Consider the following 26,172-nt stretch of genomic DNA (forward strand, 5'->3'; position numbering starts at 1 on the left):
TCACTGCCCTCCCGCCGCTTCCCCTCAGCCGGCCTCCGGATCGCGCGTGTCCACGATCCGCGTGGTCTCGTGCTCCGGGTCGGGCTCCGGACGGCTCCCCACCGCCCCGTCGGCCGGTGACGGCGCCGGGGGTACGCCGGTGCCCGCCTGCGTCGGTGTGGGCACGGGTGGGGGCGGCGGACCGGGCGAGGCCCCCGGTGCCGCCACGACCGCGAAGGTCGTCAGGCGGCTCTCGTCGCCGTACAGCCACTTCCCCGCCGTCACGTCGTAGACCCAGACCGCCTCCCCGTCCACGACGACCCCGGCCCGCAGCCCCCGTACGGTCCGGCGGAAGGAGTCGGCGTCCGTCCGCCCCGAGGCGAGCTCGTCCACGGCGCGCCGGTAGCGCTCCAGGGCCTCGGCGGCGCGCGTGAGCAGCGGTCGCGCGTCCTCCGTACGGGCGAGCGGCCGGTCGGCCGTCGGCGGGGGCTGCGGCACCGACACCAGGAGCCGGCCGTCCACCCAGGCGGACCAGCCGTTGGCGCACAGGACCTCGCCCCAGTCGCCGCGCCGGGACAGCAGCTGTACCGGGAGGAAGCCGTCGAGCGGCACCGTGGGGCGGGAGACATCGGGGCTCTCCCAGGCAGGAAGGCCCTCCTGCGGGACGATGTGGGTGGGCCGGAAGTCCTGGACCGGACCGGGGCTGGTCATGGGCGGCTACTTCCTCATGACCGCGGGCTCGTTGCGGCGCAGCATCCGGGCCAGCAGCACGGTGAACAGCACGGACAGGGCGAGAAGCATCCCGACTTCGAGGAGCCACAGGCTCGCCTTGTGATCGAACAGCGGGTCCTGGGTGATCTTGAGGGGCACGATCGCGCCGAGGTCGGTGGTGGTGCCCATCGCGCCCATCGCCCACCGGGCCGGCACGAACCAGGCCAGCTGTTCGAGGACGGGGACGCCGTTGAGTTTCAGCAGGGCGCCGCAGAAGGCGGACTGGACGATGGTGAGGAGGACCAGCAGCGGCATGGTGGCCTCCTCCTTGGTCACCAGGGCGGAGATCATCAGGCCGAGCAGCATCGAGGTGAACGACAGCAGGGCGACGGCGAGGGCGATCTCGATCAGCGGCGGCAGGAAGATCCCCTTGCCGCCAGGGGAGTTGGTGTCGACCCCGGCGAGGCCGACCACGGTGAGGACCACGGCCTGGGCGATGGTGAGCGCGCCGAGGACCACCACCTTGGACATCAGGTAGGCCGACCGGGACAGGCCGACGGCGCGCTCGCGCTGGTAGATGACGCGTTCCTTGACGAGTTCGCGCACCGCGTTGGCGGCGCCGGTCAGGACACCGCCCAGGACCAGGATGAACAGCGCGTTCAGGCCCGTCTCGGCCGTGAGGGCGCTGCCGGCCAGCGCACGGGCCAGGACGCCCATGACGAACGGCAGCCCGATCATGATGGCCAGGAAGGTGCGGTCGGCGCCGAGCACGGCGGTGTACCGGCGGATCAGGGTGGAGAGCTGGGAGCCCCAGCTCTGGGCCTTGGGCGGCGGCTGCGGCACGGCGCCGGAAGTCCGTGCCGCCTCCCCCGCGGGCGGGGGAGGGGTCCTTCCGGCGGAGACCTCGACGTAGCGGCTCTGCAGCGGCGAGGCCCGGTACTGTCCGGCCCAGTCGCGGTCCTGCTCGTTCTCGAACGCCTCGTAGGCCTCGGGCCACTGCTCGAAGCCGAAGAATCCGAGGGCCTCCTCCGGAGGGCCGTAGTACGCGGTGCGTCCGCCGGGCGCGAGGATCAGGAGGCGGTCGCAGACTTCGAGGTTGAGCACGCTGTGGGTGACGACGATGACCGTGCGGCCGTCGTCCGCGAGGCCGCGCAGCATGTGCATCACCGAGCGGTCCATGCCGGGGTCGAGGCCGGAGGTGGGCTCGTCCAGGAAGAGCAGGGAGGGCTTGGTGAGCAGCTCCAGGGCGACGGACACGCGTTTGCGCTGGCCGCCGGAGAGGCTGTGGATGGGCTGGTCGGCACGCTGCTGGAGGCCGAGTTCGCCGATCACCTCCTCCACCCGGGCCTGGCGTTCGGCCTTGGCCGTGTCCTGCGGGAAGCGCAGTTCGGCGGCGTAGCCGAGCGCGCGCCGCACGGTGAGCTGGGAGTGCAGGATGTCGTCCTGGGGGACGAGCCCGATGCGGCGGCGCAGTTCGGCGTAGTCGCGGTAGAGGTCGCGTCCGTCGTACAGGACGGTGCCCTGGTCGGCGGGGCGCAGCCCGGTGAGCGCGCCGAGCAGCGTGGATTTGCCGGCCCCGCTCGGGCCGACGACGGCGAGCAGGCACTTGGCCCCCACGGGAAAGGAGACCCGGTCGAGGAGGATCTTGCGGCCCTTGTCGACGGCGACGGTGAGGCCCTGGACGTCGAGCGAGACCTCGCCCGTGTCCACGAACTCCTGGAGGTGGTCGCCGACGAGGCAGAAGGCCGAGTGTCCGATGCCGACGATGTCGCCCTGGGCGAGGGGTGCGGCCCTGCGGTCGAGGCGGGCGCCGTTGAGGTAGGTGCCGTTGTGGCTGCCGAGGTCGGCGATCTCGTAGGTGCCGTCGGCGAGGGCACGGAGTTCGGCGTGCCGGCGGGAGACGGTGAGGTCGTCGATGACGAGGTCGTTCCCGGGGTCGCGGCCGATGCGCACGGCGGTACGGGCGGGGAGCGGACGTACGGTCGTCGGCCGTTGGAAGGTACGGGACACCGAGGCGACCCGGGACGGCCGGACGCCGGCAGCGGCGTCCGGCGCGGCGGAGGAGGGCGGTGGCGGAGGCGGAGCCGGAGGGGGCGGCGGCGGAACGACGAGGACGGCGCCCGGGCCGTCCTCCGCGTCGCCGAAGCGCAGCCGGCTCCCGGCGCCGACGCTCCGCTCGTGGACGCGCCGGCCGTCCGCCCAGGTCCCGTTGGTGCTGTGCTCGTCCTCCACCGTCCAGTGGTCGCCGTCCGGGCGCAGGACCGCGTGGCGCCAAGAGACGCGGGCGTCCGCCAGGCAGATCTCGCAGAGCGGGTCCCTCCCCACGCGGTACGTCCGGCACGGGCTCATCGCGATCGAGCCCGTGTCGGTCACCAGGACGAGCTCGGGTGCGGTCGGCACACCGGGACGCTGGACCATGAGCAGATTTTCCCACGAACCCGCCCGCCCGGCAGCGGTCAGGCATCACCGCAGGTCAGAGGCCTCTTATGGGTAATGACAACGGTCCCCGTTGCAGCCTTTGCCCATCTCGCCGGGGTGCGCTTCACTTCACGCGACGGATCCGAACACACGGGTGCCGCGATGAGACGGGGGACGCCATGAGTGGGCACGACCACGCGCACGACGACCACGACCACGGGCACGGGAACGGACACGCGGGACACAGCCACGGCGTGTCCGCCGACGCCGACCGCCGCTGGCTGGCGATCGCGCTCGCCCTGATCGGCGGGTTCATGGCCGTCGAGGTCGTCGTCGGCGTCATGGCCAACTCCCTGGCCCTGATCTCGGACGCGGCCCACATGCTCACCGATGCCGTCTCGATCGTCCTGGCGCTGATCGCCATGCGGCTGGCCGCGCGGCCCGCCCGCGGCGGCTTCACGTACGGCCTCAAGCGGGCGGAGATACTCTCCGCCCAGGCCAACGGCCTGACGCTGATCCTGCTCGGGCTCTGGCTGGCGTACGAGGCGGTGCGTCGGCTCATGGACCCGCCGCCGGTGGAAGGCGGTCTGGTGGTGGTGACGGCGCTCGCCGGCATCGCCGTCAACGTGGCCGCGGCCTGGTGCATCTCCCGGGCCAACCGTTCCACGCTCGTCGTCGAAGGCGCCTACCAGCACATCCTGAACGACCTCTTCGCCTTCATCGGGACCGCCGTCGCCGGCGTGATCGTGCTGACCACCGGCTTCCGGCAGGCGGACGCGATCGCCACACTGGTCGTGGTGATGCTGATGCTCAAGGCGGGCTACGGGCTGATCCGCGAGTCCGGCCGGATACTCCTGGAGGCCGCTCCCGCCCATGTGGACCCGGACGCGGTCGGCGACCGCCTCGTCGGGCACCCGCCCGTCACCGAGGTGCACGACCTGCACATCTGGACCATCACCTCGGGGCAGGCGGCGCTCTCCGCGCACGTGCTGGTGGAGCCGGCGGGCGACTGCCACGCCGTACGCCGGGACCTGGAGGGGATGCTGGCCAAGGAGTACGGGATCACGCACACCACCCTCCAGGTGGACCACGCGCAGGATTCCCTCCTCACGGTGGGCCGCGCGGGCGAGGGTCCGTCCGGCGCCCACTGTGCGGACGCGCACGGGCCGGTCCACCGGCAGGGCCCGCACGCCCACTGACCGCGTGTCCCTGCCCCCGGAGCACTGACCCGCGCCCGTACGGGGCATGGATGGATCCATGACGCACAAGCGCAGTGCCGGACTGCTCCTGTTCCGGCGGACCGGCGGTGCGCCGGAACAGCAGCAGTCGGGGGTCGAGGTCCTGCTCGGACACATGGGCGGCCCGCTGTGGACCGGCCGGGAGGCCGGGGGCTGGGCCATCCCGAAGGGCGAGTACGGGCCGGAGGAGACACCGCGGGACGCGGCCCGCCGGGAGTTCACCGAGGAGATCGGGCTGCCACCGCCGGAGGGCGACTACCTGTCGCTGGGCGAGGTGCGGCTGACCAGCGGGAAGCTGGTGACCATCTGGGCGGTGGAGGCGGACCTCGACCCGGAGCTGATGGTGCCCGGGACCTTCACCATGGAGTGGCCCCCGCACTCGGGGAACGTACAGGAGTTCCCGGAGCTGGACCGGGTGGCGTGGTGTGCTCCGCCGCTGGCCGAAAAGATGCTGATTAAGTCTCAGCTTCCTTTCCTGGAGCGGCTGTTGGTGCTTCTGGAGGGCCTCGAGAGCTGACTCGTACTTGCGCTTGCCAACACGCCCACCTGCATGGACATTGCACATATGACGAACGTCGTGCTGGTGGGAACCCTGGACACCAAGGGTGTGGAGTACGGCTGGCTGCGCGAGAGGCTGCTGTGCGCCGGCGTCGAAGTGGTACTGGTCGATACAGGAATCATGGGCGAACCCCGGGTGCCCGCCGATGTGCCGCGCGACGCGGTCGCCCGGGCGGCCGGAGCGGAACTGCCGGAACTGCGCGCGGCCGCCGACCGGGGCGCGGCCGTGGCCACGATGGCCCGCGGCGCGGAGGCGACGCTCTTACGCCTGCACGCCGAGGGCCGGCTGCACGGGGTGCTCGCGATCGGCGGCAGCGGCGGCACCTCCATCGCCACCCGGGCGATGCGCGCCCTGCCGCTGGGCGTACCGAAACTGATGGTCTCGTCCATGGGGTCCGGTGACGTCAGCCCGTACGTCGGCTCCTCGGACATCACGATGATGTACAGCGTGGTGGACCTCGCCGGGATCAACAGCGTCTCCGGACCGGTCCTGGCGAACGCCGTCGAGGCGATCGCCGGGATGGCCAGGGCCTACGCCCGCGCCTCCCTGGAGCGCCGCCCGCCCCGGCTGGGAGCGGGCGCCCGCCCGCTGATCGCGGCGAGCATGGCGGGCGTGACCACGGCCGGTGTGGACGCGGCCCGCGAGCGGCTGACGGACCTGGGCTACGAGGTGCTGGTCTTCCACGTCAGCGGCACCGGCGGCCGCACCCTGGAGACCCTGGCCGGCCAGGGGATCTTCGCGGGCGTCCTCGACCTCACCCTCAGCGAGCTGGCCGACGACCTGTGCGGGGGCATCCTCACGGCGGGCCCGGACCGGCTCAGCGCGGCCGGGCGGGCCGGAATCCCGCAGGTGGTGAGCCTGGGGGCGCTGGACATGGTCAAGTTCGGCCCGCTGGAGAGCCTGCCCCAGCGGGTCCTGGACCGGGGGGTCCACGTCCACAACCCGTCCATCACGGTGATCCGGACGAACGAGGCGGAATGCGCGGAGCTCGGCCGCCGGGTCGCCGTCAAAGTCCGCGCCGCGACCGGCCCCACGGCCGTCTGCGTCCCGCTCCGCGGACTCTCCACGCTCGGATCGCCGGGCGGCCCGTACCATGACCCCGGCGCGGACCGGGCTCTGTTCTCGGCGCTGCGCGACGGCTTGCGGGGCAGCGCCGCCCGGCTCTACGACTACGACACGCACATCAACGACCCGGCCTTCGGACGGGCGGCCGCCGACCGGTTGCACGACATGATCGGCGCGATGGCGGCCGCGGCCTGAGGGCCGCAGCCTGAGACACCCCGCACGGTCGGGAACCGGCCGTGCCGCAAACCGTGTCCCAGGGGGTGGCCGGTCGCCGACCGGCCACCGGGACACGGCACGGCACGGCGGACAGCCGGACAGGGGGCGGGAACGATGAACGACACGCGGGCGGCATGGTCGGTCCCCGGTTACACGGAGGTCCGGGAACTCGGCGCGGGGGGCAGCGGCCGCGTGGTGCTCGCCGTCCACGACGCCACGGGCACGGCGGTCGCGGTCAAGTACCTCAGCGACCGGCTGCGCCAGGACCCCGCGTTCGTCGGGGAGTTCCGGGCCGAGGCCCGCCTCCTGGGCGGGCTCGGGACCCCGTACGTGGTGAGGCTCTACGAGTACGTGGAATCGCCCGGCGGCGCGGCCATCGTGATGGAACTCGTCGACGGCATCTCCCTGCGCGCGCTGCTCAAGCAGTCCGGGCAGGCCGACGCCGAGGCCGCGCTGGTCGTTCTCAAGGGATCGCTGCTCGGGCTCGCGGCGGCGCACCGGGCCGGCGTCGTCCACCGGGACTACAAGCCGGAGAACGTCCTGGTCGCGGCCGACGGCTCGTCGAAGCTCGTGGACTTCGGGATCGCGGCGAACCGCGGCACCACGCCCGGCGTGGCCGGCACCCCCGCCTACATGGCCCCCGAGCAGTGGCAGGGCCGGCCGGCCTCGCCCGCGGCCGACGTGTACGCGGCGACGGCGACCTTCTTCGAGTGCCTGACCGGGCGCAAGCCGTACGACGGGGAGAACTTCGCGGAGCTCGCCGTCCAGCACATAGAGGCGCCCGTACCGGAGACCGAGGCCCCGGAGCCCGTACGGCCGCTGATCCGGCGCGGCCTCGCCAAGCAGCCCGAACAGCGCCCGGAGAACGCCGAGGCGTTCGTCGCGGAGCTGGAGGGCGTGGCGCTGGCCGCGTACGGGCCCGAGTGGGAGGAGCGTGGGCAGCGCAAGCTGGCGGCGCTGACCGCGCTGCTGCCGCTGCTGTTCCCCTCGGCGGGCGCCCCGGCGGCGGGCACCACCGCGGTGGCCACGACCACCCTGAGCAGCGGCTCGGGCTGGGCGCCCGGCCGCAGCGGCTGGCTCGCGGCGGGGATCGCGCTGGTCCTGGGGGCGGTGGTGGTGCTGACCACGGACGCGGTCGGCGCGGCCCCGAGCCGGGCATCGGCGTTGAGCGCCTTCGCCACGACGAGCGCGGCCCCGCCCGGATCGGCCTCCCCGACCCCGAGCCCGACGGCCTCCGCTTCCGCTTCGCCGACTCCGAGCCCCTCGGCGTCGGCGAGCCCTTCGCCGTCCGCCTCCGCGTCCGCGTCGCCGTCCGCATCGCCCTCGAACACGCACGCGCCGAGCCCCACCCCGAAGCCCACGGTGAGCTGGTCGCCCACGCCGACGCCGACGCCGACCCTGGTGGTCACGAAGGTCGACGTGTCGCTCAAGACCGGCGTGTACCGGGGCGACGCGACGGTCTCGGTCGCCGCCCAGGGCACCGGACCGGTCACGGTGGTGCTGGAATGGTTCCTCGGCGGTGCGCAGGGCTCCTACTCCGTCCCCGACGGCACGGAGTCGTTCACGGTCCAGGCCGGCTCGCCGGTCACCGTGGTCAAGTCCCACACCTTCACACGCGACCGCGGCTGCTACGGAGGCGTGCGGGTGACCACCAAGCCGGCCGCCGGGAACAAGTCCGCGTCGGCCTCGCAGTACCTCCTCCGCTGCCAGGACGTGCCCCGATGACCGGTCCCCGCGCCCCCGAGGGCGACGACTACAGCGCCACCGTCCTCGGGAGCCACTGGTTCTCCGGTCCCCCGGTGGCTCCGGTGGCCCCGGAGGTGGCCCCCGACCGGGTCGAGGGATCCGTGCTCCGGTTCGGGCCCGGGGTGACCGCGGCCATCCCCGCGCCGTTCCCCCTGGTGGTGGCCGCCGTTGCCGCGCCCCGGCGCCGCCGGCTCGCCGGTCTGCGCCGGTACGCCCTCGCCGCGGTCGTGCTGACCGCCGTCCTCGCGTACCTCGGGTGGCAGCGGTTCGGGCCCGACATCGAGGTCCGGGACGTGGCCGTGACCACCGGTCCCCAGGGCCCGTCCTGTGACGCGACGGCCGACGTGGTGGCCGTCGTCGGGACCAACGGGCGCCCGGGGACCCTCACCTACCGCTGGGTCCGCAGCGACGGCACGCGGTCGGAGGAGCTGACCGAACGGGTGCCGCGCGGGCAGCGGGAGGCCCGGCTGCACCTGCTGTGGAGCTTCCGGGGCACGGGGAACTACCCCGCGCGGGCCGAGCTGCAGCTGCTGTCCCCGGGGCAGCGCACGGCCGCGGTGGACTTCACGTACCGCTGCTCCCCGTAGCGGGCAGCCGGATGACGGCGAGCCCGCCGTCGAGGTCCACGCGGCGGCGCGCCGTCCTCCTCGTCGTCGCGCAGGACGAGGGCGCTCTGCCGTTCCTTGAGCTCGTTCTGCCTGCCCGGCGAGAAACTGGCGTGCCACTGCTCGAAGCCGGTGGCGGAGATCTGCCCCTGCCGACCGTTCCAGCGCCAGGGCAGCAGGCCCGCGCGTTCCAGCGCCATGTCGAGGAAGGCCATGGCGGTGAGCAGCAGAGCCAGCCCCGGAAGGGTCATGAAGATGACGAAGCCCATGGCCCGACGTTAGCCGACCCGGCGGTTCGGCCGTTCGGCCCAGGGGACCGTGGCCGTCCGGCGAGGCGCGGGGGCTATGCCCCTGGTCCTCTGGAAGACGTTGACGAGGGTTCAGGGATGCCCTCGGGCACCGCTGCGTGTCGCGTTCCAGCCGGCGAACACCCCCACCGGAACGTGGCCGTCCCGCGCGGATGCCGAGTCCGCGCGGGAGGCCCGCGGCCGCTTCGGGGAGTGGCCGCGGGCCGTTCCGCGTTCCCTCCCCCGCCGCAACCGGGGGACGGAAGTCCATGGGGCGTGGCGCGGGTCAGAACCGGGCGTGCGCCGTGATGTCCGCCTCGAACTCGCCCGTCATCGCCGGGGTCACCGTCGGCCGGCACTGCCGGACCGCCGCCAGGTAGTCCTCCGTGGTCGCGCCCAGTTGCGCGGCGGCCGCGCCCCGCGCGCCCACCGCCTCCAAGTCGCGCTCGAAGGACACCTGCGCCGCGATCCGGGCCGCGTGCTCGATGTCGGCCGGCGTGAACAGCTCCGTCGCCGCGACCAGGGCCGCCACGTCGACGTCCGCGCGCCCCGCCGTGTAGCGGGACCAGATCGCGGCGCGCGCCCCGGCGTCCGGGGTGCCGATCGGGATCAGGTAGTCGAAGCGCCCGGGCCGCAGGAAGGCCGGGTCGAGGGAGCGGATGGAGTTGGTGGCGCACACCAGCAGCCGTTCGTCGCCCTCCCGGAAGCCCGGTATCAGCTTGAGCAGCTCGTTCGTCACGCCGTGGATCCCGCCCGGCTGCGCGGGCTCGGTGCGCACCGGTGCGATCTCCTCCACCTCGTCGATGAAGACGAGTACGCGCTCCAGCTCGGCGATCCGGGCGAAGGCGTCGCGCAGCGCGGCGGCCAGGTTGCCCTCGTCGGCGAGGCGGGAGGGCAGCAGTTCCACGAAGGGCCAGCCGAGCCGGGAGGCGATGGCCCGGGCAAAGGTGGTCTTGCCGGTGCCGGGCGGGCCGAAGAGGGTGATCGCGCGCGGCGGACGAACCCCGTGCGAGGCGGCCCGCTCGGGCTCGGCGAGCGGCAGCACCACGCGCCGCTCGATGAGGTCCTTCTCCTTCTCCATGCCGGCGACCTTCGCCCACAGGTCGTTGGGGAGGAAGCGGCCGCCGAGGTCCTCGAGGAGTCCGGCGGCCGGCCCGTGCAGGGGCTCGGTCTTCTCGAAGTAGGCGACGGCGGGCTGCCGGGTGTAGCCGGCGTTGAGCAGGCCCTCGCCGAGCAGGTCCTCCTCGGGCAGGACGTAGGCGATGCGGCCGACGCGGGCGGCGATGAGCCGTCGCTCCAACTCGACGAGCAGGGCGCTGGCCAGGCCGCGGCCGCGCCAGCCGGCGGCGATCGCGATGCGCATGACCCAGGCCCGCTCCCCGGTGACGCAGGCGAGTGCCGCGCCGATCGGGACGCCCTGGTGGACGGCGACCACGCAGGGCTGCCGGTCGGTCAGCGCACTGATGCACTCGGCGAGCGAGAACACGGACTCCTGGCCGAGTTCGGCCGTGGTGTCGATCAGGTGGACCACCGCAGCGAGATCGCTCTCGCGGTAGTCGTGGATGAGCCAGTTCACCGGGTACCGCCCCTCGTTCGTGCTCCTGCGGCGAGGCTAGGGGCGCAGTGCCGGGCGATCACGCTCCGTCGTGCACAACTGGCGGTCCGGAAACCGTCCGTGTCGTCCATAGACTGGTGCCTTCCGCCCGAACACCAGACCGAGGACCCCGGACCTTTCATGCTTTGCCACATATCCGCGGCCCGACGCGGGCGTCTCGTATGGCTCGTTCCGTTCCTGTGGACCCTGGCACTCGGCGTGTGGGGGCTCTCCCGGCAGGACAGCGTGTGGCGGGACGAGGCGGCGACCTGGCAGGTGGCGGGGCGGCCGGCGGGCGAGATCTGGCGCATGCTCGGGAACGTCGATGCCGTGCACGGGCTCTACTACCTGCTGATGCACGGCCTCTTCGAGGTCTTCGGCGCGAGTACGACGACCCTGCGGCTGCCGTCGGTGCTGGCGGTCGCCGCAGCCGCCGCGTGCGTGGCGCTGATCGGGAGCCGGCTGGCGGGCTTCTGGGCGGGGCTCGGCGGCGGGCTGGCCCTCGGTCTGCTGCCGGCCGTCCAGTTCTACTTGCAGGAGGGCCGGCCGTACGCGCTGGTCGCGGCCGGGGCCGGGCTGTCGACCCTGCTGCTGGTCTCGCTCCTGGAGAGCCGACCCGGGCGGCGGGCCTGGCCGCGCTGGACGGCGTACGGGGTCACGGTGCTGGCGTGCGCCCTGCTGAACTGGCTGTCCCTGCTGATCCTGCCCGCGCACGCGGCGACCCTGTGGTGGGTGCGGGCCGGGCGCGGTGTCCTGCTGCGCTGGGCGGCGTACGGCGCGGGCGCGGCGGCGGGGGCGCTGCCGCTGATCCTGTTCAGCCGGGGCCAGTCCGACCAGGTGTCCTGGATACCGCCGCTGACGTGGCACATGCTGATCGGCCCGGGGATCCTCCTCGCCGTCGGCGGGCTCGGCGCATGGGCGGACCGGCCCGACCGCAAGGGCCTCTCGGCGGCGGCGGTGGGTCTGCCGCTGCTGGCGGTGCCTCAGCTCGGGCTGATCGGGCTGTCGCTGCTCCAGCCGCTGTTCCTGGACCGGTACGTGCTGTTCTCCATGGCGGGTCTGGCCCTGCTGATCGGCGCTGCCCTGGGCGCGGCCGTACGGGTGTGCTCGCGCCGGTTTCCGGCGGCGGCGGGCCTGCTCGTGCCGGGTGTGGTCGGGGTGGCGGTGGTGGCCCTGCTGCCGGTGGAGCTGGGCAAGCGGGCCCCGGCCAGCCGGGTCGACGACGTCCTGTCGGTGGCCGGTGAGGTGGACCGGCTGAAGCGGGACGGGGACGCGGTGCTGTTCGTCCCGGCCGCGCGGCGGGACACCGCACTGGTCTCCCCCGGCGCCTTCACGGGCCTGATCGACCTGGCACTGGCCCGGACCCCGGTCGCCTCCGCCACCCTCAAGGGCGAGGAGGCGGAACCGGCACGGATCCGGGCGGGGCTGCTCGGGCAGCGGCGGGTGCTGCTGGTGACGGACGCGGCGAAGGTCGCGAAGCCCCCGTCGGCGGAGCGCGACAAGGCGAAGACCGCGGTCCTGCGCGAGCACTTCACGGTGGTGGAGGACCGACAGGTGCGGGGCCGCCGGGTGACGGTCTACGAGCGCCGCGGCTAGGTCGGCCGAGGCGCTCGCCGCCCGCCGAGGCGTACGGCTCGAAACAGCCTGGGGGCGCCGGACGGTCCGTCCGTCACCGATCGCTTCCGCGGTGCGTCCTTCGGGAGCCTGCGCGAACGCGAAGCCGTCGTTCCTCCTCACGGTGGCCGTGTTGACCACGGTGGCGGTGTTGCCGTTGCCGAGGAGGGTCTGCGCGAGGCCGGCGTCACCCTTCGCGGTGGCCGTGTTGTCGTTGCCGAAGGCTGCGATGGCTTCGCTTCCGTCTCCTTGCTACGGAGGCGGTGTTGTGGTCGCCGATGCCTGCGGCAGCGCTGCTGTTCTCGCCCCTCACGGTCACCGTGTCGTGGTCACCTTCCACGGCCAATGCGTCGCTGTCGTCACCAGTGACGGTGACGGTGTTCCTGTTGCCGTCGAGTGTGCGGCCCCTGCTGTTCTCGCCGTCGACCTTGACCTTGTGCAGAACACCGCCGGTCGCGGAGGCGAGGCTCCCTGCACCCTTGGCGGTGGCCACCGAACCAGTGCCGGTTGCGCTGCACTCGGCGCTGCCCATCTTCGCCACCTGGCGGCCGTTGGCCGCCACACAGAAGTCGGGCGCCGCCCTGTGCCGCGGGTTGGCCGAGCGACACGGCAGCCGGGTCGGCCGTCAGCGCTCGAGGGCGGCGGCGACGCCCACGGCGGCGAGGAGCTGCAGGGGAAAGTCCGGATCGGCCTGACCGATCGCCAGCGCGAGCCACCGGTCGGAATCCGGCAGCCGCCATACCTGCATGCTCCCGGCGACGTTGCACAGGAAGACGAGCGGCTCGGGAGCCGGCTGCTGCCGGTCCGGGCCGTCGAAGCCGAGGTACGGCCACAGGTCGACCGTCTCCGGGCATCCCCACCGGGACGTCAGTCTCTTCGCCAGCGCGGCGAGATCGGCTTCAAGCTCCCGCTCGACCGCCTCGACGACCTCTTCGCTCCGGTCGTTCCAGAAGTCCCGGCTCTCCCGCAGCACGCCCAGGTGGTACCCCGGCCCTCCCCACCTGCCCGCTTCCCCCGGCCGGGCCTTCTGCTCCGGGAACGGCCGCGCGATCAGATCGTCGACGGCTGAGAGGTGGGCATCGGCAGCGCCTGCGGACAGGGAGTCATGGACCACGTACGGAGCCTAGCGCTTCGGGCCCGGGGGTCCGGGTTTCACATCGGGCCCACCGGATTCACAGGGGATTCATACGGAACATCGGGCTCCGGACACAGGTTCGGCGGGCAGGGTGGAAACATGATCCACCGCATGCTCTCCCGGCCGGCCCGGCGCATCCGTGCGCGGCGGGCATCACGGATCCTGCTCGCACTGACCGCGATGGCAGCACTGCTCGGCGTGGACGTGCCCGACGCCACGGCCGGAGCGCCGCCCGGGACCACCGCGCAGGCGGTGCCCGACTCCACGACGGGCCGGGTGGGCGCGCTCTTCGCGGACGGGCTCGACGGCGGGCACTTCTGCACCGCCGCCGTGGTGCGCAGCGACGACCGCGATGTGATCGCCACCGCCGCGCACTGCCTGGAGAGCCCGGACACCACCGTCTTCGCGCCGGGCTACCGGGACGGCGAGGCCCCGTACGGCCTCTGGAAGCTCACCGGTGTGTACCTCGCCCCGGGCTGGACGGAGGGCCAGAACCCGGACGACGACATCGCCTTCGCGACGGTGGCGCCGGTGGACGGCGCACCGACCGGGTCCGTCGAGGACCTCGTGGGCGGCTTCCCGGTCGCTGCCGAGCAGCCGGACGACGCGGCGGTGACGGTCATCGGATACCCGCGGACGCTGGAGACCCCGCTGCGCTGCGCCAACACCACCGAGCTGTTCTCCGAGACCCAGCGGCGGATCGGCTGCCCGGACCTCAGCGGCGGAACCAGCGGCAGCCCCTGGCTGGTGGACGGCGCGCTGGCCGGGGTCCTCGGCGGCTACGAGGGCGGTGGGACCGTACCGGAGGTCTCGTACAGCGCGGTGATGGGCGACCAGGCGGTGGAGCTGTACCGGGAGGCGGCCGACGCCGGGTAGTACGGACCGCAGCTAGCGGACGGCCGGGATGCGTTCCGCCTCGGGCGCGGAGGGTTGCGCGGGCAGCCGTTCGAGCGGGGGCCGGCCCGGGGTGGCCGAGCGGATGTCCTGCATTCCGCGCCGCAGCCTGTCGCGCAGGAAGCGGCCCAGCGGGCGTTCGACGAACCGGTGGATGAGCCAGGCGAGCAGCACCATGAAGGCGGTGACGCCGACGGCCAGCGGCACCGGCGCGACCTCGTGCCGGAAGTGGTGGATGAACGTCAGCCCGGCCAGCATGTGGATCAGGTAGAGCGGGTATGTGATCGCTCCTGCGTGCGGGAGCCAGCGCCACCGGATGCCGTCGAGGGCGCCGAGGGCTATCGCCGCCAGGACGGTGAAGCCGAGCAGGATGATCACGTGGGCGGGCCAGGTGGGCGTCTGCTGGGTGACGCCCCGGCCCAGGCTGGCGACCATGCGGGCCGGCACGTGGTGCTGCGCGAGGAGGAACTGGACGCCGACGACGGCCCACAGGACGGCGTTCGGCCCGAAGCGCCGGATCAGGTAGAAGGCGATTCCGGCGATGAAGTACGGGGAGGCGGAAGACGCCGCGAAGAAGGACAGCACACCGCTGTCGACGGTCGGGGCCACGACGCCCGCGAGGGTCCAGGCCCCGCAGAAGAGGACGCAGTTGCGGTAGGTCACGCCGCGCATGACGACGACGGCGAACAGGACGTAGAACTTGAGCTCGACGAAGAGGGTCCAATACGCGTCGTCGACGTGCGGGACCCCGATGCCGCCCTGGAGCATCGACAGGTTCACCAGGACGTCACTGACATCCTTGATCTGCCTCACCTCGGGCCAGTTGAACAGCACGAGGGAGGTGAAGGCGACGGCCGCCCAGTAGGCGGGGAACAGCCGGGAGACCCGGGACACCGCGAAGTCGCCCACGGACCGGCCCCAGGTGCTCATGCAGATGACGAACCCGCTGACCAGGAAGAAGATCTCGACGCCGAGCCACCCGTAGACGGCGAACCCGTGGGCAATCGGGAAGACGCCCACGGTCGGTTCGCCCCAGGCGCTGTCGAGGACCACGTAGTGGTAGAGGAGCACGGAGAGTGCGGCGAGGACCCGAACGCCGTCGAGGGCCGCCAGACGCCCGCCGGCGGCTCCGGTGCGCGTACTACCGTCGCGTACGCCACCGTCACCCATGCCACCGCCCGGTATGCCACCGGCCCGCGGGCCGCCGCCCGGCTGCGGCCCTCCGGCTGAACTGCGCGCACCCATCCCTAGACCGTCCCCCGTTGAATGTACGACTGTCCTATGAGCCGTCGGATCAGCGGAACCTTACAGCGCGCCCCGGCCGGCCCCAGGTGAGCCGGAACACACCGGCCCGTCTGCCGGACGCGCCCTATTCCGGGATCTCCACGGGCGCCGCGAACCAGGTGGGCTCCTCCCTCAGGGCCCGGTGGATCCGGTCCAGGGCGAAGGGCTCCAGCGGCGGCAGCGCGTCCACCTCGAACCAGGCCACTTCGAGGGACTCGTGATCGTTGGCCCGCGCCTCGCCGCCGGTCGCGCGGCAGCGGAAGGTGATGTCCTGGAACTGGCAGATGTCGCCGTTGGGGTAGGTGATCGGCTCCAGCATCTGGACGAGCACCACCCGCTCGGGGACGCAGCGCACCGCCGTCTCCTCGTACACCTCGCGCACGGCGGTCTCGGCGGGCTGCTCCCCCGGTTCGGCGATTCCGCCGACGACGGACCACCGCCCGGTGTCGGAGCGCCGGCCGAGCAGCACCCGGCCCCGGTCGTCGAGGACGATGGCCGTGACCCCGGGCAGCAGGAGCAGCTGGTGCCCGGCGGTGGCTCGGATGGCACGGATGAAATCGGGTGTGGTCATCCCCCGACCCTACGAGGCCGGGGCGCCGGCCCCCGCTTCAGACCGCCCGGCGGGCGCGGATCCGTCGGGTCAGGATCCAGCCGAAGCCGCCCGCGGCCAGGAGGAGCAGCGCGTACTCGGGCAGCGGTCCGACGACGGTGGCCGGGGTGCGGGTGGAGCGCAGCGGGATCTCGGCGACCAGCGCGTCCGCGGTGAACATCTTGGTCTCCGCGGTGATCCTGCCGTCGGGGCGGATGACGGCGCTGACTCCGCTGGTGACGGGGACGAGGACGGTCCGGCTGTGCTCGACGGCGCGGACCCGGTCCATGGCCAGCTGCTGGTAGGTCATCTGGGTCCGGCCGAAGGTGGCGTTGTTGCTGGGTACGGCGATCACCTGGGCGCCGTCCTGGACGGTGGAGCGGACGGCGTCGTCGAAGGCGGCCTCGAAGCAGGTGACCATGCCCACGCCGCTGCCGGCCATGTCGAAGACGCCGGGGTCCTTGCCGGGCCCGAAGTCCCGGCGCACCCGGTCCACGTCGGAGCTGAAGAGCCGGACGAAGGAGCGCATCGGGATGCGCTCGCCGAAGGGCTGGATCTTGCGCTTGTCGTAGGTCGCGGTGGGGCCTGCGACGGGGTCCCAGAGGATCATCGTGTTGCGCAGCGGGCCCGTCTCCGGGGACACGACGGCGCCGATCGCGACGGGCACGCCGATGGCCTTGACCGCCTGGTCGATGACGGCGCGGGCGTCGGGTTCGGCGTACGGGTCGAGGTCGGAGGAGTTCTCCGGCCAGACGACGAAGTCGGGCTTCGGCGCGCGGCCGGCCTTGACGTCCTCGGCGAGCTGGACGGTGCGCTTGGCGTGGTTGTCGAGGACGGCGCGGCGCTGGGAATTGAAGTCGAGGCCGAGGCGCGGCACGTTGCCCTGGATGACGGCGGCCACGACGGTGCCGTCCTCGGCCGCGTCGGAGACCAGCGGACGGGCGGCGAGGCCGGCGCCGATCGGGGCGGCGATGGTGAGCGCGGCCAGCGCGGCGGTGGTGCGGCCGGGGTGGCGGCGGGCGGTGCGCAGGGCTTCGTAGAGGCCGAATCCGCAGAGGGCCACGCCGAAGGAGAGCAGGGGCGTGCCGCCCAGGGCGGCGAGCGGGGTGAAGACGCCGTCTGCCTGTCCGAAGGCGAGCTTGCCCCAGGGGAACCCGCCGAAGGGCGCCCGGGCGCGCAGGGCCTCGCCCGCGACCCAGACGGCGGCCGCGAACAGCGGCCAGGCCGGGAGCCGGCTGACGAGGGCGATGCCGAGGCCGGTGAGACCGATCAGGAGGGCTTCGAGGCTGACCAGCGCCAGCCACGGCACCGGGCCGACCTCCTCGCCGGTCCAGGCGAGGAGCGGCAGCAGGAAGCCGAGGCCGGCGAGGAAACCGAGGCCGAAGCCGGCCCGGGCGCGGCGGCCGTGGAGGCAGCCGGCGAGCAGGGCGATGCCGAAGGGTGCCAGCCACCACAGGGGGCGGGGCGGGAAGCTGAGGTAGAGCAGCACGCCGGAGAGGACGGCGAGCACGGCGCGCACCAGCCATGCTCCCTTCCGCGGCGCGGGGGCTGAGGCCTCGGCGGGGGCGTTGCCGCAGGCCGTGGCGTGGGGCGGCGCGGCCTCGGCCGGGGCCCCGTCGGCGGGCTGCGAGGACTCGTTCCCGGCCGCGCGGGTCACACTGCTGCTCATCTGGCGGAGTGTACGTCCCCACGCCTCGGACACGGGTAAGCGCCCGGGCCGGTCCGGGCCCGTCCCGACCACCACCCAAGTGACCCCAAATGGGACAAGTCACTCATATCTCGCATTCAAGTCACCTCATTACATACGTCTCTTGAGGGTGTGTCAGTCGCAAACGCGCGGGGCATAATCGGGCCCGGTCGTCTCCTGAAGCAGTGGAGCCATCGGGACACCGACTCACCCCCCCCCCGGCGGAATTCCGCACCGGACCGACCCTCAAGGCGTTGCAGATGTCCCTGGCCAGCCGCAGCCGCCTCGCGGCCCTGCTCACCGCGCTCACGATCGGCGCCGGCGGGGTCACGACCTGGGCCTACGGATACGGGAACGCACAGGAGCCGGCGGCCCCCGAGACGGTCTTCCGCCCGAGTGTGACCGAAGGCACGGTCCTCCACGTCGTCGCCCACCCCGACGACGACCTCTTCTTCATGAACCCCGACCTGAGCCGCTCCATATCGACGGGCGTGAAGGTCGCCACCGTCTACCTGACCTCCGGCGAGTCCGACGGCAGGAACGAGGCCCACAGCCCGCACCTGGAGGACCCGGAACGCCCCGCCGACCACGCCGCCTACGCGGAGGCCCGGCAGAACGGCATCCGGGCCGCGTACGCGCAGATGGCCACCGGCAACCGCGCCAGCGCCTGGCAGCGCAAGTCCATACCCACCGCCGGCGGCGGGAGCGCCGAGGTGGACGTCCTCGTCGCCCGGCCCGAGGTCAACCTCATATGGATGCAGCTGCGCGAGGCCCGCAGCATCTCCGGCGACAATCCGGACAGCCTGCGCGGTCTGTGGGATGGCAAGGTTCCCGCCCTGGGCGCCCAGCTGACCTCCGGGACGCCGGTCAAGCCCTGGTTCTCGTACACCAAGGAACAGGCAGTGGAGGCCATCGCGGACGTCTTCGCGCGGTACCGGCCGACGACGATACGGACGCAGGACCCGACCCCCGGCCGGGCGCAGGGCGGCGGCGCCTTCCTCGACCACCAGGACCACATGTACGGGGCCCGCTTCGTGCAGGCGGCGGCCGAGCGCTACGCGAAGTCCACGGACCGCCCGCACTTCTCGGTCCAGAACTACGTGAGCTACCCCAACAGCTCCCTGCCCCCCACGCTCGACCCGCAGGCGGCCGAGGAGAAGCTCGGCTACCTCAAGACGTACGCCTGGACGGACCACCAGGACTGGTGCGGCAGCACCGCCGGATGCGGCGACCGCAAGACCGCGACGCGGCCCACCGGCGCCGGCTGGAACCAGACCATCCGCTACAGCCGGGGCGACGGCACCTCCTGGATGACCGAGGGCGCCTCCGGCCGGCTGTGGGCCTTCGCCGTCCTGGACGGCCGGATGGCGTACTGGACGCGCAGCGGCCCCGAGGCCCCCTGGCAGGGGCCCGAGTTCCTCCCCGGTTCCGGGATCGACGCGGGCGCGACGTCCGTCCGGCTGCCCGACGGCAGGATCGCGGTCTTCGGCACCCGCACCACCCTGGGCACCGCACCCCAGGAGTACGGACGCGACCTCGTGTACGCCGTCCAGACCGGGCCCGGCGGCGCCTTCGGCCCGTGGCAGTCGCTGGGCACCCCGGACACCGGCGACATATCCGTCACCTCGGCGATCAGCGCACCGGCCGTCGCCGTGGACGGCGCGGGCCGGATGACCGTCTACGTCCGCGATTCCCGGCGCACCCTGCGCGCCCGCGCGCAGGACGCCCCGGACGGCGCCTTCGGCGGGTGGCAGGCCCTGGGCGGCGCCGGCCTGCAGGGCGACCCGGTCACCGCGACCGACGCGGCCGGGCGGCGCCACGTGTACGCGGCCACGGCCCAGTCCGTGCTGGCCTGGGTCCGGCCGACGCCGGACGCCCGCTTCGGCGGCCCCTTCCCGACCGGGCTGCCGGCGACCACCGGCCCCCTGTCGGCGAGCCCGCAGGGCGACGGCGTCCGCCTCTACTTCCGCCGCCCCGGCACGGGCACCGTCGGTACGAGCCTGGCCACCGCGGACGGCCCCGCACCGACGTTCTCCCCGGTCGCCGAGGCCGGCGGCGAGGGCGGCTACGGCGCCGTCGGCGTGACGGGCGGGCTGCTCACGGGCCGCGCGGGCGGGGGCACGATCGGCGTGTCGGGCCCCGGCGACACGCCCTCCTGGTACGAGTCCCAGATGCTCTACACGGGCGCACCGGCGGCCGTGGCCGGGCCGGACGGCACGGCCCTCGCCGCGGCCCTCGGCCTGGACGCCGGCCTGCACGTCACGACGGCTCCCCCGGCCGGATCCGAGCCGCCCGGCAGCCGCCCGCCCTCCTCCCCGTGGCACCAGGCGGTCCCGCCCTCGACGGTCGTACAGGCCGGGCGCTAGACGCTGCCGTCAGCCCCGGGTGGCAGGGCCGGCCGGGGCGGGCGACGATGGCGGGCACCACGCCGGGACGCCGACGGGCAGGCCCCGACGGACTGACCCGACCGGCCGAATGACCGGCTGACCGGCTGACCGGCTGACCGCTGGTGATCGGAGCGCCCATGGCCGCTTGCTCCACCGCGCGCGGGAGCGCGGGACCGGGAAGGGTCCGCGCCGTGGCCTGCGCCGCCGTGCTGGTGGCCCTCGCCACCGGGTGCCGGAACGACACGGCGCCGGCCTGGGGGTATCCGGAGCTCGGGGCGACCCTGGGGTCGCTGTCCCGGACCCTCGAAGAGGGCTGCGCCGGGAAGGCTCCCGCGAGCTGCTCCGAAGACCTCGACCGGCTCGATGCCCTGGCGGAGCGCGCCTTCGCCGAGGTCCTCGACCACCGGCTCCTCGACGACGCGTACCTCGCGGCCAGGAACGAGGTCCGCCGGGCGAGACAGCTCCGCCTCGCGGCCGAGGCACGGGCCCGGTCCCGCCGCGATCCGCACCACCCGTCCCTCGCACGGGCGGTGGCGGCCGAACAGCTCGCCTACCTGCACCTGCTGGCCGCGCTCGAGCGGGTCCGCACCGCTCCACCGCCGGGCGACGGGACGGACCCCGTCTGAGGCGCCCCTAGGGCCGCAGGGGCGGCGTGGGCAGGGCCGTGCCGTCGAGCGCCACGAGGGCCAGGACGGCGATCGAACCCGTCCACGCGAGGGGAGCCACCGAGGCGGCCCTGCCCTCCTTGTCCACCTTCTCCGGCAGCTCGCCGAGCGAGTTCCGCTTGGCGAGGACCCAGTCGAGGACCGGTCCGGCCTTCGCCGTGTCGCCCGTGGCGGCCCATGCGAGCGCGAAGAGCGCCGTACTGGGCGTCCAGGCGTTCGCGCCCCAGGGCGCCGTGGAGTCGTTTCCGGGGGTGAGCCCCCCGTTGGGCAGGAGCAGGGCCCGGTACGTGGCGTCCAGCGCCCCGGCCAGGCCGGCGGGGGCCGTGTTGAAGGGGGGCGCCATGAACGTCACCGCGCTGTCGCGTCCGTGCCGTCCGTCGACGGTGCGCTGGTACCCGAGGGGGGCGAACCGCGCGGAGATCCCCGAGGAGAGCCGCCGCGCGGCCCGCGCCCAGCGCGCCGCGTCGTCCGGCCGGTTCGCTTCCCGGGCGAGGTCCGCGGAGGCGTTGAGCCCGGCGAGCAGCGGCGCGGCCGTGCCGATGTTCGTGGTGGTCGTCATCAGCTCCCAGTAGTCGGGGGAGGCCGGGGGCAGCCCGTCCGCCCGCAGGGAGGCCGCCGCGCGGTCGGCGGCCTTGCGGATCATCGGGTAGAGGGTGGCCAGCCGGGCGCGGCGGGTGGCCGCAGGGGCCGTCCGGTACCACTGCCAGGTGGCCCACGGGACCCAGCCGTTGGCGTCGAGCTGCCACCACCTGCCGTCGGGCGGGCCGGTGGCGTCGAGCTTCGTCCGCGCCTCCCAGGTGCCGTCCTTGCGCTGGGTCGCGGCGCTGTAGCGCAGGATCCGGTAGGCCTCCGCGTCATGGCCGGTGTGCGCGAACGCGGCGGAGGCGAAGCTGGAGTCGCGCGGCCACGAGTAGTTCCAGCCGGGGCTCCACGCCGCGGCCAGGGCGCCGTTGGGCCGGAGCAGGGCGCGCATCGCCAGGAGGGCCCGCCCGGCCGCGGCGCGCTGCGCGGGCGTCCTGCCCGGGACCCGGGCGGAGGCCAGCCAAGCGCGGCTCTGCGCGATCTGCCGCACCGCCGGCGGATGGTCGGCGGCGACCACGGCCGACTCCGTCCCTCCGGCGGGAAGGTACTTCCACCGGCCCGACGCCAGCCGCAGGACGTTGCTCCCGTCCACGTACCGCGCGCCCTCGGCGACGGACCGCGGAACGCCTTCGGCGGCGGTCGTGTTGGAGAGGAGGCCGACGGTGGGGGCGACGAGCGTCGACAGGGGCGCGTAACTGCCCGTGGGGCACAGGGGAACGGCGAAGCCCGCGAAGGCCGCCGTGGCGACCGCCCAGCAGCCGAGGACACCGGGCATCGCCACTCCCTCCGCCGGCCCCGGGTCCGCGCGGACCCGGCTTCCCCATCCTGGGAGAACCGGGCGGAGGCTGCCACGGTTCGCCCGCCGCCCGGGTGAACGAGGAGTTCCGCGGCGCGCCCGAGGGGTTCCGGGGCTTCAGGGCTCCCGAGGGGCCGGCAGGCTCCGTACCCGTCCAGGCGCACCCGGGATGCAGGTGGGGGCGGGCCGTGCACACGATGGGTGTTCCCGGGCCCCGCTGCGAAGAGCGGGCCCCGCTGCGAAGAGGTGGTGGATGAGCACTGCTGCGATAGAGGACGAGGACGTCCGGGCCCCTGATCCCGCCGTGGGCGGGGGAACGGGCCGCCGCTCCGTCCTGCGCAGGCTCCTCCCGGCGGTCGGGGCGACGCTCGTCGCGGCGGCGGGAGCCCTCATCGCCGTCGGATGCTTCCTCGGTCTCTACGTGCGGCCCACGTCCGACGACTGGTGCGCCGCGTGGAAGGCCCGCGATCTGGGGGTCCTCGGCATCACGTCCGACTTCTACCGGACCCAGAACGGCAGGATCACCAACGCCCTCCTGACCGGCGTCGTCTACGGCGACGGACCGGCCGGGACCAAGATCCTGCCGACGGTCATCGTCGTCTGCTTCACCGCCGGACTGGTCCTGCTGGGGCGTGAGCTCGTCCGGTTCCTCGGCGGCAGGCCCCGGCTGCTGGTCCTGACCGCCTGCGCCCTGGTCGTCCAGGCACTGGTCTTCTTCGCGGGCACCCACAGCTACCAGGTACTGCTGTGGGCCCCGGCGACGATCTCGCACACCCTGCCGGGCGTCATCGGCGTGTGGGCGGTCCTGCTGGCCCTGTGGACCGTCCGCCGCCCCCGGGGCCCCGCCCGCGTGGCCGGCTTCGTCTCGGCGTTCCTCATCGCCTTCGCCATCGGCACCCTGAGCGAGCCGTTCGCGCTCGTCAGCGCTCTGCTCGCCGGCCTGGTCGGGCTGGTCTGCGTGCCCAGGTTCGGCCTGGCGCGGAACTGGCGTCCGTTCATCTGGTGCCTGCTGTGGTGCTCCGGCCTCGCCTGCGGCCTGGCCGTGCTGTACACCTCCCCCGGCGCCCGCTGGCGGCGGGCCCAGCGGCTGAACCAGGAGTCCATGCTCTCCGCGGGCGAACTCCGGGGCGCCTTCGCGGACTGGCTTCGCGTGTGGGACACCGTCACCGGCCAGTGGGCGTACCTCGGAGCCGCGGCCGTCGGCGTCCTGTTGGGCCTGGCGTGCTGCCTGCGCGGGCGGGCGCCCGAAAGGCGGGAGCCGCAGCGGGCCGTCCCGCGCTCGACGCTGACCGCCGCGCTGCTGCTGCCGGTGCCCGTGGTGGTGCTGGGGTCGTTCGCGGTGGTGTGGGGGCTGCACAGCGGCTACGGCCCGAGCGGGTGGACCTTCGGCCGCGCCTGGACCAATTTCATCGTGCCGATGGAACTCGCGCTCTGCGGCTACGGCGCACTGCTGGGAGCCCGGGGCGGCCGGTGGCTCGCCGGCCGCCGCTCCGCCGACACGGCCCTCGCGACCGGCGCCGTGGCGGCGGGCTGCCTGGCGCTGGCCTCGTTGATCGCGCTCGTGCCGAGCGTCCGGGAACTCACCACGAACACGGTCGCCCGCTCCGTGGCCTGGGATGCCCAGAACTCCCGCATCCTCACCGAGACCGCGCAGGGCGCCACGGACGTGGGTTATCAGCCCCTGTACATCGGGGTCCTCTCCGAGCCCTTCTTCACGGAAGACTACGAGCGGGACTGGGTCGCCTCGTGCGTGTCGAACTGGTACGGCGTCGACCGCATCCACCGCCGCTGACGGACCGGGAGCCGCAGGCGCGTGCGAAGATCTCCGGCGTGACCTCTCCCGACCTCACCCGGCCCCGGTCGCCCTGGGTCGTCTTCACCTGCGCGGACGATCCGTGGGTGACCGCCGAAACGGCCGCGCTCCAGGAGCAGGGCGGACTGGTCTTCCGGCTGGACGGCCGGGATCTGCTCGAACCCGCCTCGCTGTTCCGTACCTTCGCGCGCGAGCTGTCCTTCCTCGGCTACTTCGGCCACAACTGGCACGCGCTGGTCGACTGCCTGCACGACTGGCACGGCCCCGGGCACGGTGAGCGGAACGTCGCCGTCCTGATCGAGCATGCCGACGCCTTGCTCGGCAAGGAGTTCCTGGGGCTGTTCGTCTCGGTGCTGTGCGAGGCGGCCTGGAACGCGAACCTGCAGCTCGACGGCGACGGCGTCCCGCACGAGGACCGGCCTCCGTTCGCCCTGCACTTCGTGCTCCTGCTGGACCACACGTCGCCTGCGGACTTCGCCGAAGACGTTTTGACCGACGTCGGAGTGGCCCTCGCGGACGGGCGCCTGACCGCGACCCTGACCGATGACGACGGCTCCTGGCCCGGCGCCGACCCGGCCGCGGCGTTCCCCGGGGTACCCTTCGGGCCCGGTGGCGCCGCGGCGCGATGCGGAAGGGACGCGCTCAGCGGGCGAGGGCCCGCAGGTGGGTGCGGATGACGCGGACGGCGTCCTCCGCGTCGTCGACGGTGACCGTGAAGAGCTTTCCGTCGCCGAGCCGGAGTTCCAGGCCCTCGCCGCGGCGGACGACCACCGCCGTGCCCTTCTCGGGGCGCCAGCGGTAGCCCCAGCCGCCCCACTGCTGCGGGGTGATCCGCGGGAGGAACTCGGCGGAGGTCACGTCGGTGAGCCGGATCGTGCGGCGCGGCAGCCCGATGTGGCCGCAGCGCACGGTCAGGGCTTCGGCGTCGATGGTGACGGCGACGTGCACGAAGGCGAGCGTGCCGTAGAGGATGAGCAGCCCGGCGGCGAGGCAGCCGGCCACGGCCATGAGGAGCGGGACGAAGCCCGAGGTCCAGGCGTTGTCGACGGCGAGCTCGATCCCGAGCGCCAGACAGGCCGCACCGGCCGCTGCGAGCAGCCACTGCACGCGGTTGGAGGCCCGGCCCGTCCAGAACGGACCCGGGGGGTGAGCCGTCATGTGTAGCAGCGTACTCACGATGCGCGGGTGCGCCACTGCCCTCGCCCAGTCGGGTCAGCGCGACGGCTCAGGGCGCCGCGCCGGCCCTCCACCGGGCAGCAGGCCGACGAGCGCGTCGCGCAGGGCGGGCCGGCGGGCGGTCATGAAACGGTGCAGGTTCCGGGAGCCGAAGGCGACGCGCTGTGCGCTGCGGCGGCGCTCGGTGTCGTACGCGCGCAGCGCGCCGGACAGCCCGGCCGGTCCGCCGACGGCGCCGATGCCGGCGACGGCGCGGGTCAGCGCCTCGGCGTCGAGCAGGGCGGTGCAGGCGCCCTGGCCGAGGTTGGGTGTCATGGCGTGGGCGGCGTCGCCGACGAGGGCGACCCGGCCGTCGGCGACGAAGGTGGGGAGCGCCGGGTAGAGGTGGCGCATCTCGTACCGGATCCAGGTGGCGGGATCGGTCTCGGCCAGGACGCGCGGGACGGGGTCGTGCCAGTCGGCGAAGGCGTCCCGTACGTCACGGGCGGTGGCGGCCTCGGGGACGGTGGCGTACCAGTTGGTGCGGCCGGGTTCCACGGGGGTCATGCCGAAGAAGCGGCCGTCGCCCCAGGTCTCGCCGTACAGGCCCGTCTCGAATCCGGCGATGCCGATCCAGGCGACCGTGCCGATCGGGCGGGGGCGGCTGCGGCGGCCGAAGTACGCCGTACGGACCACGCTGTTGATGCCGTCGGCGCCGACGACCAGGCAGTCCGGGTCCGCGGCGAGCGCGGCCGGGTCGGTGATGCGGTGCCCGTACGCGATCCGCACGCCGCCGAGCCGGTCGAGCTCGACGAGCAGTGCGTCGATCAAGTAGGGCCGGGATATGAGCAGTTCCGGCCTGCCCGCCTTGCGTTCGATCCGTTCGAGCGGGAGGGCGGCCAGCACCGTGCCGTCGGGGCGGCGGATACGGGCGCCGCGGTACGGGACCCCGCGCGCCCGCAGCGCATCGCCGAGGCCGAGCCGGTCGAGCGCCGCCTGGGCGGTGGGGTGGATCCCGAAAGCGGTGCCGTAGCGCTCGAGTTCCGTCCGGCGCTCCAGGACGGTCACCGTCCAGCCCGCGCGGCGCAGGCCGATGGCGGTGGCGAGCCCGCCGACCCCCGCCCCGACCACGACGGCCGTACCGGCTCCGCGC

Annotated in this window: 22 protein-coding genes and 1 pseudogene; 11 read left to right on the top strand and 12 right to left on the bottom strand. The window is 73.8% G+C overall.

Annotated features, from left to right (window positions below):
- Positions 1-24 precede the first annotated feature (24 nt).
- The gene (locus tag PV721_RS22335; protein WP_319727148.1) at positions 25-690 is read right to left on the bottom strand and encodes a hypothetical protein; all 666 of its coding nucleotides are present in this window, start codon (positions 688-690) and stop codon (positions 25-27) included.
- Between the two features lie 6 nt (positions 691-696).
- Positions 697-3,108 (bottom strand): FHA domain-containing protein, encoded by a 2,412-nt coding sequence (locus PV721_RS22340; protein WP_319727149.1) that lies wholly within the window; start codon positions 3,106-3,108, stop codon positions 697-699.
- 179 nt (positions 3,109-3,287) lie between these two features.
- On the opposite strand from PV721_RS22340, the gene PV721_RS22345 reads away from it, so the two are divergent.
- The 5 genes from PV721_RS22345 (at position 3,288) to PV721_RS22365 (ending at position 8,519) form a co-directional block, all read left to right on the top strand.
- Positions 3,288-4,307 carry a cation diffusion facilitator family transporter gene (locus PV721_RS22345; RefSeq protein WP_319727151.1) on the top strand — a complete coding sequence of 340 codons (1,020 nt, stop codon included), beginning with the start codon at positions 3,288-3,290 and terminating at the stop codon, positions 4,305-4,307.
- Positions 4,308-4,365: 58 nt separating this feature from the next.
- A complete protein-coding gene (locus PV721_RS22350; protein WP_319727152.1) occupies positions 4,366-4,863 on the top strand; it encodes an NUDIX domain-containing protein in 498 nt (165 codons plus the stop codon).
- A 48-nt stretch (positions 4,864-4,911) separates the two neighbouring features.
- A complete protein-coding gene (locus tag PV721_RS22355) occupies positions 4,912-6,165 on the top strand; it encodes a Tm-1-like ATP-binding domain-containing protein (protein WP_319727176.1) in 1,254 nt (417 codons plus the stop codon).
- A gap of 135 nt (positions 6,166-6,300) precedes the next feature.
- Entirely contained in the window at positions 6,301-7,911 is a 1,611-nt protein-coding gene (locus tag PV721_RS22360) for a serine/threonine-protein kinase (protein WP_319727154.1), read from the top strand.
- On the top strand, positions 7,908-8,519 hold the full coding sequence (locus PV721_RS22365; protein WP_319727155.1) for a hypothetical protein: 612 nt from the start codon (positions 7,908-7,910) through the stop codon (positions 8,517-8,519). The genes PV721_RS22360 and PV721_RS22365 overlap by 4 nt, the downstream gene beginning before the upstream one ends.
- Here the strand turns inward: PV721_RS22365 and PV721_RS22370 are convergent.
- Both PV721_RS22370 and PV721_RS22375 read right to left on the bottom strand, forming a co-directional pair.
- Positions 8,497-8,806 (bottom strand): annotated as a pseudogene (locus PV721_RS22370) (DUF6191 domain-containing protein). The gene PV721_RS22365 and the pseudogene PV721_RS22370 overlap by 23 nt on opposite strands.
- 304 nt (positions 8,807-9,110) lie before the next feature.
- Positions 9,111-10,400 (bottom strand): bifunctional GNAT family N-acetyltransferase/ATP-binding protein, encoded by a 1,290-nt coding sequence (locus tag PV721_RS22375; protein WP_319727156.1) that lies wholly within the window; start codon positions 10,398-10,400, stop codon positions 9,111-9,113.
- Positions 10,401-10,559: 159 nt separating this feature from the next.
- On the opposite strand from PV721_RS22375, the gene PV721_RS22380 reads away from it, so the two are divergent.
- Complete coding sequence (locus tag PV721_RS22380) at positions 10,560-12,014, top strand: hypothetical protein (RefSeq protein ID WP_319727158.1); 1,455 nt, start codon at positions 10,560-10,562, stop codon at positions 12,012-12,014.
- Between the two features lie 205 nt (positions 12,015-12,219).
- Here PV721_RS22380 and PV721_RS22385 read toward each other — a convergent pair whose 3' ends face one another.
- Together PV721_RS22385 and PV721_RS22390 are read right to left on the bottom strand one after the other, a co-directional pair.
- Positions 12,220-12,564 carry a hypothetical protein gene (locus PV721_RS22385; RefSeq protein ID WP_319727159.1) on the bottom strand — a complete coding sequence of 115 codons (345 nt, stop codon included), beginning with the start codon at positions 12,562-12,564 and terminating at the stop codon, positions 12,220-12,222.
- Between the two features lie 93 nt (positions 12,565-12,657).
- A complete protein-coding gene (locus PV721_RS22390; RefSeq protein ID WP_319727160.1) occupies positions 12,658-13,146 on the bottom strand; it encodes a hypothetical protein in 489 nt (162 codons plus the stop codon).
- 120 nt (positions 13,147-13,266) lie between these two features.
- On the opposite strand from PV721_RS22390, the gene PV721_RS22395 reads away from it, so the two are divergent.
- Positions 13,267-14,043, top strand: coding sequence for a trypsin-like serine peptidase (locus PV721_RS22395; protein ID WP_319727161.1), 777 nt, complete (start codon positions 13,267-13,269; stop codon positions 14,041-14,043).
- Positions 14,044-14,055: 12 nt separating this feature from the next.
- Here PV721_RS22395 and PV721_RS22400 read toward each other — a convergent pair whose 3' ends face one another.
- The 3 genes from PV721_RS22400 to lnt form a co-directional block, all read right to left on the bottom strand.
- Complete coding sequence (locus PV721_RS22400) at positions 14,056-15,231, bottom strand: acyltransferase (protein ID WP_319727162.1); 1,176 nt, start codon at positions 15,229-15,231, stop codon at positions 14,056-14,058.
- A 199-nt stretch (positions 15,232-15,430) separates the two neighbouring features.
- A complete protein-coding gene (locus PV721_RS22405; protein ID WP_319727163.1) occupies positions 15,431-15,916 on the bottom strand; it encodes an NUDIX domain-containing protein in 486 nt (161 codons plus the stop codon).
- Positions 15,917-15,953: 37 nt separating this feature from the next.
- The gene (gene lnt, locus PV721_RS22410) at positions 15,954-17,603 is read right to left on the bottom strand and encodes an apolipoprotein N-acyltransferase (protein ID WP_319727164.1); all 1,650 of its coding nucleotides are present in this window, start codon (positions 17,601-17,603) and stop codon (positions 15,954-15,956) included.
- A gap of 278 nt (positions 17,604-17,881) precedes the next feature.
- Between lnt and PV721_RS22415 the strand changes: the two genes are divergently transcribed.
- Together PV721_RS22415 and PV721_RS22420 are read left to right on the top strand one after the other, a co-directional pair.
- Positions 17,882-19,987, top strand: a complete 2,106-nt coding sequence (locus PV721_RS22415; RefSeq protein ID WP_319727166.1) for a PIG-L family deacetylase — start codon at positions 17,882-17,884, stop codon at positions 19,985-19,987.
- Between the two features lie 212 nt (positions 19,988-20,199).
- Positions 20,200-20,634 carry a hypothetical protein gene (locus PV721_RS22420; RefSeq protein ID WP_319727167.1) on the top strand — a complete coding sequence of 145 codons (435 nt, stop codon included), beginning with the start codon at positions 20,200-20,202 and terminating at the stop codon, positions 20,632-20,634.
- A 7-nt stretch (positions 20,635-20,641) separates the two neighbouring features.
- Here the strand turns inward: PV721_RS22420 and PV721_RS22425 are convergent, their stop codons facing one another.
- Positions 20,642-22,030 carry a hypothetical protein gene (locus PV721_RS22425; protein ID WP_319727169.1) on the bottom strand — a complete coding sequence of 463 codons (1,389 nt, stop codon included), beginning with the start codon at positions 22,028-22,030 and terminating at the stop codon, positions 20,642-20,644.
- Between the two features lie 274 nt (positions 22,031-22,304).
- Here PV721_RS22425 and PV721_RS22430 point away from each other — a divergent pair, with 274 nt between their 5' ends.
- Positions 22,305-23,843, top strand: coding sequence for a DUF6056 family protein (locus PV721_RS22430; RefSeq protein WP_319727170.1), 1,539 nt, complete (start codon positions 22,305-22,307; stop codon positions 23,841-23,843).
- Between the two features lie 38 nt (positions 23,844-23,881).
- On the top strand, positions 23,882-24,541 hold the full coding sequence (locus tag PV721_RS22435; RefSeq protein ID WP_319727171.1) for a barstar family protein: 660 nt from the start codon (positions 23,882-23,884) through the stop codon (positions 24,539-24,541).
- Here the strand turns inward: PV721_RS22435 and PV721_RS22440 are convergent.
- Positions 24,507-25,022 (bottom strand): hypothetical protein, encoded by a 516-nt coding sequence (locus PV721_RS22440; protein WP_319727173.1) that lies wholly within the window; start codon positions 25,020-25,022, stop codon positions 24,507-24,509. The two genes, PV721_RS22435 and PV721_RS22440, sit on opposite strands and share 35 nt — an antisense overlap.
- Positions 25,023-25,076: 54 nt before the next feature.
- On the bottom strand, positions 25,077-26,172 hold a 1,096-nt coding region (locus PV721_RS22445), incomplete at its 5' end, for an NAD(P)/FAD-dependent oxidoreductase (RefSeq protein ID WP_319727174.1).

The sequence above is a fragment of the Streptomyces sp. MB09-01 genome, from assembly GCF_033794505.1.
GTDB lineage: Bacteria > Actinomycetota > Actinomycetes > Streptomycetales > Streptomycetaceae > Streptomyces.